Here is a 15371-nt window from a genome sequence, read left to right on the forward strand (position 1 = left end):
CGTAATAATGTAATATTCAAGTTTTTAATGTAGGGTATTTTTTATATATTTAAGAAGAAATTTTTAAGATGAAGATTGAAAAGACAGTCAATATATTAAACAGGAGAGCCCGCTTTGAGTACGAAATTCTCGAAGAATATGAAGCCGGAATGGTACTTACAGGTACTGAAATAAAATCTCTCAGATCCTCAAAAGCGTCTATTGCAGAGTCGTTCTGTCAGGTTATTGAAGGGGAATTATATATCATCAATATGATGATTGACGAGTACAAACTGGGTACATTTTATAACCATAAGACAAAAAGGGAACGGAAATTGCTGTTGCACAAAAAAGAGTTGCAAAAACTGGAGAAGAAATTAAAGGATGCCGGAAATACAATTATTCCTTTAAAATTATATATCAATGATAGGGGGAAAGCGAAGGTTTTAATTGCCCTGGCAAGGGGTAAAAAACTCTTTGATAAAAGGGAGAGCATTAAAGATAGAGAAAATAAAAGAAACCTCGACAGAATATTAAAGAAAAGTTAAAAATCATCGGAAAAACTTTGTTTATAAAGAAAAATTATATTTATTTTGCATTATCAATTATTTAATCATTTAATTCTATGAAAAATCTAAAATTAGGAATTTCAGCATTGGCGCTTACTGTCGCTTCTACTGTGTTCGCTCAGACTACCAACAATCCGTGGATGATCGGGGTTGGTGCTCACGCGGAAAACCATCTGGCACAGAGAAACAACTTCAGTAATACGTTCTCTGCTAATAATTTGACGAAGACAATGTTCAATATGAACAACTTCTCTATCACTCCGCCATTATCTAAACTTACTGTTGCAAGAAACATAGGTAAAGGTTTGGTAATCGACTGGCAAACTACTGTAGGTAATGTTGAAAACAAGAGATTTAACATGGGTAAAGAATTCATGCTGATGACAGGTCTTGGTTTCCAGGCTAAAGCTGCAGGTCTTTTGTGGGATGAAGAATCTTGGTTCGACCCGTATTTAAGAGTTGGTGCTAACTACCTGAGACATGACTACACTTCTCTTACTTTCCCTAGAACTGATGCTAACGGTGCTATGGTTACTAACGGAGACAATGGTAATGAAAACGGTAAAGCAAACTTCTTTACAGTTTCTACCGGTGCCGGTGTTAATTTCTGGGTAACTAAAAACTTCGGTTTAGGAGTTCAGGGTGATTATGTTTCAACTCCTGCTGACAAATCAAATGTTGCTAACTTTTGGCAAGCTTCTGCTTCATTGAACTTCAGATTTGGAAACAGAGACAGAGATAAGGATGGTATCCTAGATAAAGACGATTTATGTCCTGATACACCAGGTTTACCAGAATTCCAAGGATGTCCTGATACAGACGGTGATGGTGTTCCAGATAAAGACGATCAATGTCCAGACGTAGCTGGTCCGGTTGAAAATAACGGATGCCCTTGGCCAGATACAGATGGTGACGGCGTAATCGACAAAGATGATGCTTGTCCTACAGTTGCAGGTCCTGCAGAAAACAACGGATGTCCTTGGCCAGATACAGACGGTGACGGTATCCTAGATAAAGATGATGCTTGTCCTACGGTTCCAGGTCTTCCTGAATACAACGGATGTCCTAAACCTAAAACAGTAACAGCTAAAGATGTTGAAACTAAATTAGGAAGTGTATTCTTTGATTTCAACAAAGCTACAATCAAAGCTGAATCTAAACCAGCTTTAGATGATGCTGCTGAAATTATCAAAAAAGACGGAGGTAACTATCTATTAGAAGGTAGAACTGATGCTAAAGGATCTGAGGCTTACAACTTGAAGTTATCTAGAGAAAGAGCTGCTGCTGTAGTTGCTGCTTTAGATGCAAGAGGTGTAGATGCTAATGCTCTTAAATCTGTAGGTGTTGGTAAAGCTAAAGCTACTGTGCCTGCTACAGCTTCTGATGCCGAAAGACAAGTAGACAGAAAAGTAGTTGTAACTGCTGTTGAAAATGCTGATGAGTGGAACGCAATCAAGAAAAAAGATTACGAAGATGCTCCAGTGAAAAAAGCTCCGGCTAAAAAAACTACCAAGAAAAAAGTAGTTAAAAAGAAAAAATAATTAAATTTTTCTAAATATAAGTACCTCCAGTTTTCTGGAGGTATTTTTTTTTCGTTGAGTTTTAATTAATTTTGTTGAAAATTTAAAAATTAAAATGGGAAGAGCGTTTGAATATAGAAAAGCTTCTAAAATGGCCAGATGGGATAAAATGGCCAAAACTTTTTCTAAAATAGGTAAGGATATCGCATTAGCCGTAAAAGCAGGTGGTAGCGATCCTGAAGCCAATCCTGCATTGAGAAGATGCATCCAGAATGCGAAAGGTGCCAACATGCCTAAAGACAATGTGGAAAGAGCAATCAAAAAAGCAAGCGGCGCCGATGCGGAAAACTATGAAGAGATTACTTATGAAGGATACGGCCAGGGAGGAGTGGCATTTTTCGTAGAATGTACAACCAATAACCCTACTAGAACCGTTGCCAATGTAAGGGCTGTTTTCAATAAATTTGACGGCAACCTGGGGAAAAATGGAGAACTCGCTTTTATTTTCGACAGAAAAGGGATTTTCACCATTGACCTTGCTCAGATCAAAATGGATTGGGATGATTTCGAAATGGAAATGATCGACGGAGGTGCGGAAGATGTAGAAAAGGATGAAGAAGAGGTAATGATTACCACCGCTTTTGAAGATTTCGGTTCTTTATCGCATAAATTGGATGAATTGGGGATTGAAGCAAAAAGCGCAGAACTTCAAAGAATTCCAAACAATACTAAGGAAGTGAATGAAGAGCAGTTTAAAGCCAATATGAAAATGCTTGAGCGTTTCGAAGACGACGACGACGTGCAAAACGTTTATCATAACATGGAAATCACGGAAGAGCTGATGGAAACATTGTAAAAAATAATATAACATTCATATACAGTTAACTTTCAAGTAGTTTCTTTGCATAAAACTATGAAAAGAAACGTTGAATTAGTTGTCATATCGGATGTTCATTTGGGAACTTACGGATGTAAGGCTAAAGAATTACTGCGGTATCTTAATTCTATTCAGCCCAGGACATTGGTTTTGAATGGTGATATCATCGATATCTGGCAATTCAAAAAGTCTTACTTCCCTAAACCCCACCTGAAAGTCATCAAAAAAATCCTTTCACTCGCTACTAAAAATACGGATGTGTACTACATCACCGGAAATCACGATGAAATGTTCCGGAAGTTTACCGACTTCGAACTGGGTAAACTGAAAGTCTGCAACAAAATATGTTTAAACATTAACGATAAAAAAACCTGGATCTTCCACGGAGACGTTTTTGATGCCTCCGTTCAGCATTCAAAATGGATTGCCAAGCTTGGAGGGAAAGGCTATGACCTGCTGATTGTCATCAATAATGTCGTAAATTGGTTTTTGGAGAAAATGGGTAAGGAAAAATATTCATTTTCAAAAAAAATTAAAAACAATGTAAAAAAAGCCGTAAAGTATATCGGGGATTTCGAGCTTACTGCTTCTGAGCTGGCTATTGACAACCATTACGATTACGTGATCTGCGGGCATATTCACCAGCCGCAAATCCGTGAAGTAAGCAATAAAAAAGGAAGCTGCACTTATCTGAACTCAGGAGACTGGATCGAAAATCTTTCTGCCCTGGAGTATCATGATAAAGAATGGAAAATCTTTTATTATGAGGATCATAAACATTTGCTTAAAGACGAAGGGCCTGAAGAAATGCAGGATATCAACAGTGCCGAGCTTTTAAAAATAGTAACCAATTTCACAAAATGAAAATCTTATATGCCTTCCAGGGAACGGGAAACGGACATGTTGCCCGGGCGCAGGAAATTGTACCCATCCTTAAAAAGTATGCTTCTGTCGAAACATTGATAAGCGGTCATCAGTCACAATTAAAGGCTGATTTTGACGTAAACTATAAGCATCGGGGGATTTCCCTCCTTTATGATAAAACAGGCGGTTTATCCTATCGAAAAACGTTTACGGATAATAGTTTTGTTGAAGCCATTAAAGCGATCAAGGAAATAGAGCTTTCAAAATATGATCTGATCATTAATGATTATGAACCACTCACCGGCTGGGCCTGTAAGTTGAAAAAGCATCCTATGATTGAACTGAGTCATCAGGCATCGATGTTATTCAAAGAAACTCCGAAACCTGACAAAAGAGATTTTTTTGGGGAGCTTGTATTGAAATACTACGTTCCAAGTGAAAAACGGATAGGTTTTCACTTTGAAAATTATCATCCTCAGATCAAAAAGCCTGTGATCAGGAGAAAAATCAGGAATCTCAGCCCGGAAAAAAAAGGCTTCTATCTGGTCTATCTTCCCAGTTTTTCTGACCAGAATATTATGTCTGTTTTGAAGCAGATTCCTGTAGAATGGAAAGTTTTTTCAAAGTACTCGACGCTGCAGTTTCGGGAGAATAATGTTGAAGTTTTTCCTATTGATGAAATTCACTATCTAAAGTGTTTTGAAAACTGTGACGGAATCCTTTGCAACGCAGGCTTCGAAAGTCCTGCCGAAGCTCTGTTTATGGATAAAAAACTATTTGTGATTCCTATTCACAATCAATATGAACAGGAGTGCAATGCCTGTGCATTGGATAACATGGGAATTCCAAACTCCAAAGTTTTAAACCTGGAAGAAATACGGCAATGGGTAGCTTCAGACCAGCATTTAAAGGTCGATTATCCTGATGACATTGAGGAAATTCTGGTAAAAGAAGTGCTATCGCTGTAGAAAAACATCGTCTACATCTTTCATTCTCATCATCACAGATCTTGCATAAGAACAGTGAGGATAGACTTTCCAGTTGTTTTCACGGGCGAATTTAATGCCTTCCTCAATGAGATATTTTCCCATCCCGCGGCCTTCGAATTCGGGATGAACCAAAACAAAGGAAATAATCAATTTATTTTCTTCGGGAAAAATAGTATAAGTAAGTCTGCCGATTTCTTTAAGCTCATTATTTAGAGTAATCACTCCGCCGTTTCCTGACCTGTTGTTTTCAAATCTCATAACCTAAATTTTAATTAAACCTGAAAGTACAAAAAGCGCACCGCGAACGTCTTGACGTATATTTAGAAAATTCAGTGTAAATGATATGCGGATAAATTTTCTCATTTTAATGTTGAAAATTGATCTTTGATTTGCAAATGAAATTGCCCCTTTTCTTTAATTGTCTTTTCCGGTGTAATAATTATAATCTTTGATGATGACCCCTATAAACTGCCTTTCCGTCATTTTTGTAGGATCGATATCAAGCTTCAGGATGCTTTTAATTTTGTCCGAAAGCTTACTGATAATCTGCCGGTCGTCTACTCTCAAGGCTTTAAGGTAATTATCCTTTATGATTCTTATATCATTATCGCTAAGGGCTATGACCTGGGGAAAAGTAGGAACATAATCTTCACGGATATGTTCTAAAATCGTATGGGAAATATTGATCGAATTCTTCAGAGAAATAACCGCTGTTCCGGAAGCAATGTCTCCCAACCGCTGATTGTTTTTGGAAACAATCATACACACCAGTCCTACCACTCCGGCAAAAGAGGTGTCGATAATCCTGAAAACCCAACGGATCAGATAATCCCCGAAGCTTGCCTGATAACCGTCTATTTTTACCACCCTGATCTTCATGACTTTCTTTCCTGGAGTCTGCCCTTCCATAAGGCTTTCAAGAACCACCGGATAAACAACAATAGGAAACATTAAAATAATGTATACTGCCATGACAGACCACTGATCCATACCGGAAAGAACATAACCCAGATCTAAAATGCTGAAAAAAGTATAAAGCACAACAATCCCGTACGCGATTTTTATGAAAAGATCCAGTATGAACGCAATCACCCGGTCTCCGATACTGGCGACGTTGAAATTAATATTTACATTTTGTGAAGTATTAATCGCAATTTGAGACATAATTTTTATTATTTTAGCCTTAAGTTATGAGAGAAGTTTATTTCATTAAACAAAATAAAGAAAAATGGTTGGGAATCGAGCAGGTTATCCAGGGGAAAGTTAAAAAAAATCCCGATGACCTGTCATCACTGTACATTAATCTCATCAATGATCTTTCTTTTGCCCAGACTTATTATCCCAAAAGCAATACCACGGTGTATCTGAACCATCTGTCGTCACAGATCTTTCAGAAAATTTACAAAACAAAAAGAGTTGAAGAAAACCGGATTCTGTATTTCTTTAAAACAGAAGTGCCTTTGCTCATCTATCAATACCGGAGATATCTGGCGTATGCGTTCATGTTCTTTACTCTGTTTACATTGATCGGGGTGCTTTCTGCAGCTTATGATAAAGATTTTGTCAATATTATTCTCGGGGAAGGTTATGTAAACCAGACCATTGAAAATATAAAATCGGGAAATGCCGTCGGTATTTATCAGAGCGGCTCAACATGGGGAAGTACGATCGGAATTATTTTCAACAATATCGGCGTAGGCGCAAAACTTTACATTAATGGAATTTTCGGCGGAGTGGGAACGCTATGGGCCCTCTTGTCAAATAGTGTGATGCTTGGCTCATTCCAGTACTTTTTCTATGATTACGGGGCCCTGCAGGACAGCGCAAGAGGAATCTGGCTTCATGGAGTCTTTGAAATATTTTCCATGGTAGTAGAAGCGATGTGCGGACTGATTCTCGGAGCATCGATTCTATTTCCACGTACACTTTCAAGGTTTAATTCCTTTAAAAACGGATTTAAAGATTCGTTTAAAATATTCTTAAGTACAGTGCCTTTTACCGTTTGCGCCGGGATTATCGAAGGATATGTCACAAGACACGCCTTGAAAATGCCCTTATTTTTAAACTTAATCATTATCTTCGGATCTTTGTTTGTCATAGGATTTTATTATTGTATTTATCCTACGATTGTTAACCGAAAAATTAATACCCAAATCCATGATGCAGTTATATAAAAAGAGAGATTTCGGAACTTTTATCTCCGATAGTTTCGCATTCTTCAAATTATACGGAAAAAATTACTTTAGAAACTTTTTACTTATCAACGGCCTGCTGTTGATTCTAATGGTTATAATAATAGTCTTTGGTTATAAGGAGTTCTTCGGAGCGATTTTCGGATCCAATATCAGTGGGCAAAGCTATTATTTCGAGCAGTTTTTTAATGATAATCTCGGGGTGTTTATTATTTCGGGAGTATTGCTTTTTGTGCTTTCAACGGCTTTGATAACGGTTAATTTCCTGTTTCCTGTATTTTATATGAAAAGGATCGCGGAAGGAAAAACCGATATTAAGGCAGATGATATTTTAAGTGATTTCAAATCGAACAGGAAGAAAGTTTTTGCAACCTATTTCGGACTCACTTTCCTGGTGCTTCCCGGTGCCACGATTATCTTCGGAATCTCATACATTCTTATTCTGATCTTTATAGGCATTGTCCTGATGCTTTTTGTGGGACCGACTTTATTTAATATCATTACGTTTCTCTGCTACGATTATTTTAACGGGAAAAACGGTTTCTTTGAATCGCTGAGTTATGCCATACGTTCCCAGTTTTCGTATAAAAACGGAAGGGAAAATTCGCCGTACTGGAAATACTGGGGAGGAACACTCATCATGGTAATTTTATTTTACATCGTCAGCATATTTTTCTCATCCATTCCCATGATTATTTTCTTTGTAAAGCTTTCGACGACAGCGCCGGATGCACAATTTGAAAATAACCCTTTTACGGGAAGCTTCGGCATTATCTTTTTTATCCTTTACGGAATATCTTCGGTGATTTCTACTTTGCTGATGAATATTCTATACGTCAATTCAGGCTTAATGTACTACGACAGCCGTACCGATCTGCACCAGAAAGTAGAAATGGCAGAAATAGACACCATCGGAATTAATGAATAAGACTTATTTCATTTTACTGATCTTTATCTTTGCAGGAAACCTCAATGCACAGACGCAGACCGACCCTCCACCGCCGGCCGCGGAAGTGTATATTGATTCTCTGGATACCGGGCATTACAAAAATATGTACCGGGCAGATTCTGTTTTGCTGCAAAAACCGGTGACAGAAAATACCGTTTATCCTAAACAGTTTAAAGAAAATATACAGTCCAGATACAAAGGGAAAGATTTTGACTATACCACGGTAAAACCGCGAATGTCGATATGGCAAAAACTGATGGCTAAGATTACAAAAATTCTCAGCAGCATTTTTGGAGAAACTGTTTTTGCAGATTCCGGTAATGTCGCCGGAGTGCTGGTAAGGCTTTTTGCGATCATCCTTGTAGGCTTCCTGCTTTATTTTATTATTAAATTTCTTATCGGGAAAGACGGGAATTTCCTGTTTGGAAAGAAAAATAAAAAAGTTAATATCAAAGATGAAGAGCTTCATGAAAATATCCATGAGATTAATTTTCCTGAAAGTATCCTGAAATTCGAAAAATCCGGGGACTTCCGCTCGGCGGTCCGGTACCAGTTTTTATTTGTATTGAAGAAGCTCAGCGATAAAAAACTGATTGACTGGAATCCTGAAAAAACAAATAAAGACTACGTTGCAGAATTAAAAGCCGCCCACCTTAAAGAAGAATTTTTCAACCTGTCGTATATTTTCGATTATGTCTGGTATGGAGAGTTCAGCATTTCCGAAGAAAGCTATCAGAAATTTAAAAACCAGTACCAATCTTTTAAACCGTAATTTTTACCATGAATAAGACTTTCAAAATATATGCTGTAATTTTCATCGTTGTGATGATTGTTTTGGCGTTGTTTGAAGTGAACAAGACTGAAAGTACGGACTGGAGAAAAAACTTTGATATCAATCAGAAATCGCCTTTCGGTTTGTTCGTTTTTAATAATGAGGTGAATGCCCTTTTTAAAAATAAAGTCAAAAAAACAGAACAGACCCCGTATGATTACTATCAGACCCGTAAAAACCCTCACAATATACTGGTCATAGAAGAAGAAATTGATAAGCAGTCATGGAATAAAATTCTCAGCCAGGTTTCACAAGGATCCGATGCGATGCTTATCCTGAGCGACATGCCGAAAGAGATCTCAGACAGTATCGGATATTACGATTCTCAGATTTCATTTGAAGATGAAAATGTGCTGAAACTTACGGATAAACAATACCGGAATGATTTTATTCATCTGGATAAATTTCCCTCCGGTAAAGGGTTTACCTTTATAAAGCCCGGCGTTGAAGTACTGGGAAAAACCGTTGAAAAAAACAATTCCGATCAGGCCAATTTTATTAAAATTAAATTCGGAAAAGGAAATATATACGTTCACTGCGAACCGCTTTTTGTGACCAATTATTACCTTCTGAAGCGGGGAAATATAAAATATGCGCAGGATGTATTTTCATACCTGAAAGACCGGGAAACCGTTTGGTTCGTAGAAAGTGATGCAAAAGTGTCACAGTTTTTCCTGAGATTTATCCTTTCTCATGCTGCCTTGAAATATGCATGGTGGATACTCTTGGGCGGATTGCTTCTTTTCATTTTCTTCAATGCCAAAAGAAAGCAGCGTATTGTCCCGATCATAGAGCCTTTAAAGAATACATCCGTCGAATTTGTGAAGAGTATCGGCAACCTGTATCTGCAGGAAGGCGACTTTCATGATATGATGGCTAAAAAAGCCCAGTATTTCCTCAATAAAGTGAGAATGGATCTCCTGATTGATACCCAGCATCTGGATGAAGAGTTTGCGAAAAAACTTCAGCTGAAGACAGGGAAACCGGCAGATATGATCACCGAGGCCATAAACCTGATCAAAAAAGCACAGGATCCTTACGCCCAGGTAATGAAAGAAGATCTTGGCAAAATGAATACGTTACTCGACGAAATAATTAAAAAAATATAACAATCTGAAAATATAAAAATGTACCAATTCTCCTGATTGGTAAGTTGGTACATCGGTAAATTGTTAAATCATACATATATGGAAAATTTTGAAAACCCAAATACGGAAAACCAGAATCCTGTACCTCTTGAAAAAAAGGAAGATCAGTTTGAATCCAGGATTGATATGATAGAGCTTCGTACAAGCCTTGAAAAAGTAAAAGCAGAGATTTCAAAAGTCATCGTAGGACAGGAGAGTATGATCGATCATCTCCTGGCGGCGCTTTTGTCCAACGGGCATGTTCTTATCGAAGGGGTTCCGGGAGTGGCCAAAACCATTACCGCAAAGTTGCTTGCCAAAACCATAGATGTAGGCTTCAGCAGAATTCAGTTTACGCCGGATCTGATGCCTTCCGATATTTTGGGAACTTCTGTTTTCAATGTGAAAAACTCGGAATTTGAATTTAAACAAGGTCCTGTTTTTTCCAATTTTATTTTAATTGATGAGATCAACAGGTCGCCTGCAAAAACACAGGCTGCGTTATTCGAGGTCATGGAAGAAAGACAGATCACCATGGATGGCACCCGCTACCCGATGGATGAGCCGTTCCTGGTGGTGGCCACCCAGAATCCTATTGAGCACGAAGGAACGTACAGGCTTCCGGAAGCTCAGCTGGATCGTTTCCTGTTTAAAATAAACGTGGGCTACCCAGATCTTGCACAGGAAATCTCGATCATCAAAAATCAGCACGAAAGCAGGAATGAAGATAAAACAGAAGTCGTAAACCGCGTGATCTCCGCACAGCAGCTGAAAAACTACCATCAGCTCGTCAAAGAAATTATTGTTGAAGCACAGCTGATAGAATACATTGCCAAGATCATTGTAAACACAAGAGAAAACCAGTTTTTATACCTGGGAGCTTCTCCAAGAGCCAGTCTTGCCCTGTTAACCGCTTCCAAAGCCTTTGCCGCATTAAGAGGAAGAGATTTTGTAACGCCTGAAGATATCAAAGAAGCAAGCTATGCCGTATTGAGGCACCGGGTGATCGTATCGCCTGAAAGAGAAATGGAAGGCCTTACTGCAGATGAAATTATCAGACAGATTTTAGAAGGAATAGAGATCCCAAGATAGATTACAGGTTATAGGTTGTAGATCAAAGGTTGCAGTTTAAAGATTTAAGTTTTGCATTTTCAATATGGCTAATTTTAAAGAGCTTTTAGTTTGGCAGAAATCGATAGATTTTGTGACGGAAATCTATAACGCAACTTATGCTTTTCCAAAAGACGAAACATTCGGTTTACAATCTCAGATCAGAAGGGCTTCTGTTTCGATTCCGTCTAATATTGCTGAAGGGAATTCAAGAAGAAGCAAGCCAGATTATTTACAATTTTTAAAAATAGCAAGGGGGAGTTGCGCTGAAGTTGAAACACAGTTAATTATTTCCAGAAATCTTAATTTCCTAAATCCGGAAATCTATTTAAAGTTAAATCAGGATATTATTGAAATTTCTAAGATGTTGAATGGACTAATTAACTCCTTAAAATAAAGGAGCTGTAAACCAATTATACTGCTACCTGCAACCTTAAAACTTGTACCTTAAAAAATGAAAAACTTATACATCAATACCCGTTTTTTCTTTTCGCTCATTGTGGCGGGCATTCTCTATGTCTTTGCTTTTTTCTTCCCTTTTCTGATGTGGGCTGGTCATGTCGTGTTGCTGGTGGTTTTTCTGGCCGCCATGGTCGATTATCTTTTTATCTTCAAAAGGAATAAAGGGATTTCCGCCCAAAGGATCCTGCCCGAAAAGCTGTCAAATGGAGATGAAAATCCGGTGAAAGTCGACATCAAAAACAATTACGATTTTAAGATTAATGTGAAAGTCATTGATGAAATCCCGTTTCAGTTTCAGAAGCGCGATTTCCTGATCGAAAAACAGATTGCGCCGGGAAGAAATACTTTTTTTCAATATATCCTTGAGCCGAAAGAACGGGGAGAATACAATTTCGGAAGCCTCAACGTATACGTTTCTTCGCCATTGGGTTTTGTTTCCAAAAGATTCAGGTTTCAGAAAGACGCCAATCTGCCTTCTTATCCATCCTTCATTCACCTGAGGAAATATGAGCTGATGGCCATTCAGAGCGAGTTTTTATTAGGCGGAATTAAGAAAATCAGAAAGCTGGGGCATACCATGGAATTCGAGCAGATCAAAGAATACGTTCCCGGCGATGATATAAGAACCATCAACTGGAAAGCGACTTCCAAAACCAACCGGCTGATGGTAAATCAGTTCCAGGACGAAAAATCCCAGCGTATCTTTATGCTGATCGATACGGGGAGAACGATGAAAATGCCGTTCAAAGTCTTAAGCCTTCTGGATTATTCCATCAATGCGACCATGGCTTTATCCCATATTATCCTGAAAAAAGGCGACCGCGCAGGAATGATGACCTTCTCCAAAAAAACGGAAAATAAAATTGCGGCCGAAAACAAATCCGGTCAATTAAGGAAAATCTCGGAAGCCCTTTATAATATTAAAACAGATTTTTTTGAAAGCGATTTCAACCGCCTGTACCAGGACGTTAAGTATTCATTAAATCAAAGAAGCTTAATCCTCTTGTTTACCAATTTTGAAACGCTCGACAGCCTCAACCGTCAACTGAAATATCTTCGCGGAATTGCCAAAAACCATTTGCTGGTCGTGGTATTCTTTAAAAATTCCGAGCTGCAGAATCTGATCCATAAAAACCCTGAAAGCATGCAGGAAATCTATGATGAAATTATCGCAGAAAAATTTGAATTCGAAAAGAAACTGATCATTCAGGAGCTTAAGAAGTACGGCATTTACACGGTTTATACATTGCCGGAGAACCTGAATGTGGATGTTATTAATAAATATCTGGAAATCAAAGCCAGGGGGATTTTATAAATTGCAGTAGGCTGTAAGCAGTAAGCAGTAGGCAGTAAGCAGTGAGCTCTGGTCGGAAATTTTAGGTCTTACAGGGAAAAATTTAAGTCTTGAGGCTAAAGTTTTAGGTGTTTTGCCTAAAGTTTTGATTAAAATACATATAATTTTAATCATTGCACTTAAACTTTTTATAATAAGACTTAAAATCTTCATCAAATCACCTAAATGCCGGGTTCCGGAGTTTAATCATTTAGCATAAAGATATAATCGATAAACAGTAAGTAAAGCATACCAATAATGAAAATAACACTAAACCGAATCAACGACGATTTTTTATTTGAATGCACCAATTCCCAGGGGAACTCAATCCTTCTGGATAATACGACGCAGCCAGGCGCGAAAGGAGTTTCTCCGATGGAAAGCGTTTTAATGGCGGTGGCGGGCTGCAGCGGTATTGATGTGGTTTCGATCTTAAAAAAGCAAAGACAGGAAATTACAGGATTTAAGGCTGAAGTCGAAGGGGAAAGAATTCCCGTTGATGATGCAAAGCCTTTCAAATCGATGAAAGTGAAATTCTTCCTGGAGGGGAGTATTGATCCCAAAAAGGCATACAAAGCCGCTCAGCTCTCCTTTGAAAAATACTGCTCGGTTTCTAAAACGCTGGAGCCCAATGTGGAAATTGGGTACGAAGTGTATGTAAACGGAGAAATTGCAGAGGCATAAATTGAATTCAATTTAAAAGAAAACCCCGGTCAGACAGCTCTGGCCGGGGTTTTTGTATGAATGTTTAAATGCTACTTTTTAATCGTTTTCATGCTCTTTACAGAACCGTCTTTCATCGTTAAGGTAAGAATATACATTCCTGATTTTATTCCTCCTAAATAGATTGATGAAGAAGGGTTTTCAACCGTTTTTACGACAACTCCCGAAAGATCTGTGATCACGGCTTTTTTCACATTTTCTGCCTTTTCAAGATACAACGTATCCGCGAATGGGTTCGGGTAGGCGATTCTTTCTTTTCCTTTCGCCGCTACTTCGCTTGTCGCAAGAGATAATGGTTCTAAAGTAACCGTTACGGTGAAAGTATTGTTGTCAACTTTATTATAAGTCACGGTACAGGCTGATCCGCCATAGGTTCTCCATGCTCTCAGCTCGAAGTTTACGGTTCCTGTAAGGTCATTGGCGATCGTAAGTCCTGCCCTGTTGTAAGAATATGTACCTGAAGATTGTCCTGATCCGGAGGTGACAGAAGATTCCGTTGTGTTGTTTGTGGTACAGGCCAGAAGACTTCTCTGCTCACTCATCCACCCGTTTCCGGCTGTAGACATGTTATAAGAAACTGCAGTGGATTTTATTTTATATCCTGCCGGAACATTAATGCTTAGACTTCCCGCACAGTCTGTAGTCGATGAAGTGGTAACTCCCGAATTGTTAAATTGCGTATTGATATCTCCGGCTGTATAAACGGTGCTGATCTGCCCCGGTGTGAATTGTTTCATCTTCCAGAAGCTTTGGGAAGAGCCGCCACAGTTGGATCTGATCCAGATATAATAAGTCTGCGCGGTCGTAAGTTGGTCGAGCGTCACTGAAGTTCCTGAAGTTACATTGCCTGTTGGCGTTGTGGTTGCAGTAGGTGCCGTAGGAGAAGTACTGTAATAGTATTGATATCCTGAAGCCGGAGCGTTGGCCGGAGCTGTCCAGCTGATGGTTGCTTCAGTTGGGGTAGTCGTGGCGGTGATGTCGGTCGGGGCAGCACATGCATTATACGCATCTGCCGAAAAAGCAAAGATATTTGGGATTCCTCCTGTTCCTGTTTTAGTCACCGTTACACTTTGTACGCTTTTCGATTGGTTGGCAGCGCTGATGGGTAAAGCGATCTGGTATAATCTAGGATTCGTTCCGAAACCGGATTCCAGGTTGTCATTGTCTGTGTTGATCCTTCCGATACCCTGAATGGCATAGTTGCTTCCTCCGTACCAGTCGGAAATACTGATTCCTGTGAATGTTTCGGAGGTGCTATCGGTGAAATTTACGTCCACGTCTACCGTGCAGTCGCCGCTGCCTCCGGTGGCAAGCATATATACCGTAAGCGCCTGAAGGGGTGTTGAAAATACCAAAGTTCCATTATCACCGGCACCTTCCAGTCTCAGGGAATTGTTTGAGCTGTAAGGAGCCAGCTGGTAAGAAAGTCCCGGTGTTGAAGATACCACCGAATTAATAATACCACCAGTCGGTAATCCGTAGGTAAGAGGTGTACTTGTGGCGGTCAGCTGAAAATCTTGTGAGAGAAAAGCATAGTTCACTCCGTCAACGTCGTTGTTTGTGGAAGAGGCAGACGGGCCTACTCCGTTAGCAATGACATCGGCATTGAAGCCGCTTTGTACTGCCAACGGCTGATATTCCTGAGCTTTGAAATGTGTACATGCAGCCGATAATACCATAGCTGCAAGAGGTAGTAATTTTCCTTTCATAAAGTCTATTATTAGGTTTATTCAGCTAATATAAAGATTTTATTAATAGAAAATCATCATATAATGAAAATTAATATTAATTTTTTACATATATATAGAATAAAATGCTGTTTGTTTAATTTAAATAGATTCTGGC

The 15371-nt window shown here is 38.9% G+C and carries 16 protein-coding genes; 13 read left to right on the plus strand and 3 right to left on the minus strand.

Annotation, left to right across the window (positions count from 1 at the left end):
* The first annotated feature begins 68 nt into the window (after window positions 1-68).
* The 5 genes from smpB (at window position 69) to AC0N32_RS03985 (ending at window position 4777) form a co-directional block, all read left to right on the plus strand.
* Window positions 69-527 (plus strand): SsrA-binding protein SmpB, encoded by a 459-nt coding sequence (smpB, locus tag AC0N32_RS03965; protein WP_476392548.1) that lies wholly within the window; start codon window positions 69-71, stop codon window positions 525-527.
* 77 nt (window positions 528-604) lie between these two features.
* Window positions 605-2089, plus strand: a complete 1485-nt coding sequence (locus AC0N32_RS03970) for an OmpA family protein (RefSeq protein WP_476392549.1) — start codon at window positions 605-607, stop codon at window positions 2087-2089.
* Window positions 2090-2183: 94 nt separating this feature from the next.
* Window positions 2184-2924, plus strand: coding sequence for a YebC/PmpR family DNA-binding transcriptional regulator (locus AC0N32_RS03975; protein ID WP_042720057.1), 741 nt, complete (start codon window positions 2184-2186; stop codon window positions 2922-2924).
* 57 nt (window positions 2925-2981) lie between these two features.
* Window positions 2982-3809 (plus strand): UDP-2,3-diacylglucosamine diphosphatase, encoded by an 828-nt coding sequence (locus AC0N32_RS03980; RefSeq protein WP_476392550.1) that lies wholly within the window; start codon window positions 2982-2984, stop codon window positions 3807-3809.
* Window positions 3806-4777, plus strand: a complete 972-nt coding sequence (locus AC0N32_RS03985) for a glycosyltransferase family protein (protein WP_476392551.1) — start codon at window positions 3806-3808, stop codon at window positions 4775-4777. Before AC0N32_RS03980 ends, AC0N32_RS03985 begins: the two co-directional genes overlap by 4 nt.
* Here the strand turns inward: AC0N32_RS03985 and AC0N32_RS03990 are convergent.
* Together AC0N32_RS03990 and AC0N32_RS03995 are read right to left on the minus strand one after the other, a co-directional pair.
* The gene (locus tag AC0N32_RS03990) at window positions 4766-5056 is read right to left on the minus strand and encodes a GNAT family N-acetyltransferase (protein WP_476392552.1); all 291 of its coding nucleotides are present in this window, start codon (window positions 5054-5056) and stop codon (window positions 4766-4768) included. The two genes, AC0N32_RS03985 and AC0N32_RS03990, sit on opposite strands and share 12 nt — an antisense overlap.
* 156 nt (window positions 5057-5212) lie before the next feature.
* On the minus strand, window positions 5213-5962 hold the full coding sequence (locus tag AC0N32_RS03995) for an RDD family protein (protein WP_476392553.1): 750 nt from the start codon (window positions 5960-5962) through the stop codon (window positions 5213-5215).
* 26 nt (window positions 5963-5988) lie between these two features.
* Here AC0N32_RS03995 and AC0N32_RS04000 point away from each other — a divergent pair, with 26 nt between their 5' ends.
* The 8 genes from AC0N32_RS04000 to AC0N32_RS04035 all read left to right on the plus strand — a co-directional run bounded on the left by AC0N32_RS04000 (window position 5989) and on the right by AC0N32_RS04035 (window position 13487).
* Window positions 5989-6972 (plus strand): stage II sporulation protein M, encoded by a 984-nt coding sequence (locus AC0N32_RS04000; protein ID WP_476392554.1) that lies wholly within the window; start codon window positions 5989-5991, stop codon window positions 6970-6972.
* Entirely contained in the window at window positions 6956-7918 is a 963-nt protein-coding gene (locus AC0N32_RS04005) for a DUF4013 domain-containing protein (protein WP_476392555.1), read from the plus strand. The genes AC0N32_RS04000 and AC0N32_RS04005 overlap by 17 nt, the downstream gene beginning before the upstream one ends.
* Window positions 7911-8711: a DUF4129 domain-containing protein gene (locus AC0N32_RS04010; RefSeq protein ID WP_476392556.1), complete on the plus strand. Its 801-nt coding sequence runs from the start codon at window positions 7911-7913 to the stop codon at window positions 8709-8711. Before AC0N32_RS04005 ends, AC0N32_RS04010 begins: the two co-directional genes overlap by 8 nt.
* A gap of 8 nt (window positions 8712-8719) precedes the next feature.
* Window positions 8720-9880 (plus strand): hypothetical protein, encoded by a 1161-nt coding sequence (locus AC0N32_RS04015; protein WP_476392557.1) that lies wholly within the window; start codon window positions 8720-8722, stop codon window positions 9878-9880.
* Between the two features lie 78 nt (window positions 9881-9958).
* Window positions 9959-10990: an AAA family ATPase gene (locus tag AC0N32_RS04020; protein ID WP_476392558.1), complete on the plus strand. Its 1032-nt coding sequence runs from the start codon at window positions 9959-9961 to the stop codon at window positions 10988-10990.
* 64 nt (window positions 10991-11054) lie between these two features.
* Window positions 11055-11405 (plus strand): four helix bundle protein, encoded by a 351-nt coding sequence (locus AC0N32_RS04025; protein WP_476392559.1) that lies wholly within the window; start codon window positions 11055-11057, stop codon window positions 11403-11405.
* Between the two features lie 57 nt (window positions 11406-11462).
* Window positions 11463-12785: a DUF58 domain-containing protein gene (locus AC0N32_RS04030; RefSeq protein WP_476392560.1), complete on the plus strand. Its 1323-nt coding sequence runs from the start codon at window positions 11463-11465 to the stop codon at window positions 12783-12785.
* A gap of 276 nt (window positions 12786-13061) precedes the next feature.
* Complete coding sequence (locus tag AC0N32_RS04035) at window positions 13062-13487, plus strand: OsmC family protein (RefSeq protein ID WP_476392561.1); 426 nt, start codon at window positions 13062-13064, stop codon at window positions 13485-13487.
* 71 nt (window positions 13488-13558) lie between these two features.
* On the opposite strand, the gene AC0N32_RS04040 is transcribed toward AC0N32_RS04035, so the two are convergent.
* A complete protein-coding gene (locus AC0N32_RS04040; RefSeq protein ID WP_476392562.1) occupies window positions 13559-15235 on the minus strand; it encodes a T9SS type A sorting domain-containing protein in 1677 nt (558 codons plus the stop codon).
* Window positions 15236-15371 lie beyond the last annotated feature (136 nt).

This window comes from Chryseobacterium endophyticum (genome assembly GCF_056333165.1).

Excerpts from the sequence above, each read along its gene's own strand:
- smpB (WP_476392548.1), top strand. The coding sequence starts at position 69 with ATGAAGATTGAAAAGACAGTCAATATATTAAACAGGAGAGCCCGCTTT.
- AC0N32_RS03970 (WP_476392549.1), top strand. The coding sequence starts at position 605 with ATGAAAAATCTAAAATTAGGAATTTCAGCATTGGCGCTTACTGTCGCT.
- AC0N32_RS03975 (WP_042720057.1), top strand. The coding sequence starts at position 2,184 with ATGGGAAGAGCGTTTGAATATAGAAAAGCTTCTAAAATGGCCAGATGG.
- AC0N32_RS03980 (WP_476392550.1), top strand. The coding sequence starts at position 2,982 with ATGAAAAGAAACGTTGAATTAGTTGTCATATCGGATGTTCATTTGGGA.
- AC0N32_RS03985 (WP_476392551.1), top strand. The coding sequence starts at position 3,806 with ATGAAAATCTTATATGCCTTCCAGGGAACGGGAAACGGACATGTTGCC.
- AC0N32_RS03990 (WP_476392552.1), bottom strand. The coding sequence starts at position 5,056 with ATGAGATTTGAAAACAACAGGTCAGGAAACGGCGGAGTGATTACTCTA.
- AC0N32_RS03995 (WP_476392553.1), bottom strand. The coding sequence starts at position 5,962 with ATGTCTCAAATTGCGATTAATACTTCACAAAATGTAAATATTAATTTC.
- AC0N32_RS04000 (WP_476392554.1), top strand. The coding sequence starts at position 5,989 with ATGAGAGAAGTTTATTTCATTAAACAAAATAAAGAAAAATGGTTGGGA.
- AC0N32_RS04005 (WP_476392555.1), top strand. The coding sequence starts at position 6,956 with ATGATGCAGTTATATAAAAAGAGAGATTTCGGAACTTTTATCTCCGAT.
- AC0N32_RS04010 (WP_476392556.1), top strand. The coding sequence starts at position 7,911 with ATGAATAAGACTTATTTCATTTTACTGATCTTTATCTTTGCAGGAAAC.
- AC0N32_RS04015 (WP_476392557.1), top strand. The coding sequence starts at position 8,720 with ATGAATAAGACTTTCAAAATATATGCTGTAATTTTCATCGTTGTGATG.
- AC0N32_RS04020 (WP_476392558.1), top strand. The coding sequence starts at position 9,959 with ATGGAAAATTTTGAAAACCCAAATACGGAAAACCAGAATCCTGTACCT.
- AC0N32_RS04025 (WP_476392559.1), top strand. The coding sequence starts at position 11,055 with ATGGCTAATTTTAAAGAGCTTTTAGTTTGGCAGAAATCGATAGATTTT.
- AC0N32_RS04030 (WP_476392560.1), top strand. The coding sequence starts at position 11,463 with ATGAAAAACTTATACATCAATACCCGTTTTTTCTTTTCGCTCATTGTG.
- AC0N32_RS04035 (WP_476392561.1), top strand. The coding sequence starts at position 13,062 with ATGAAAATAACACTAAACCGAATCAACGACGATTTTTTATTTGAATGC.
- AC0N32_RS04040 (WP_476392562.1), bottom strand. The coding sequence starts at position 15,235 with ATGAAAGGAAAATTACTACCTCTTGCAGCTATGGTATTATCGGCTGCA.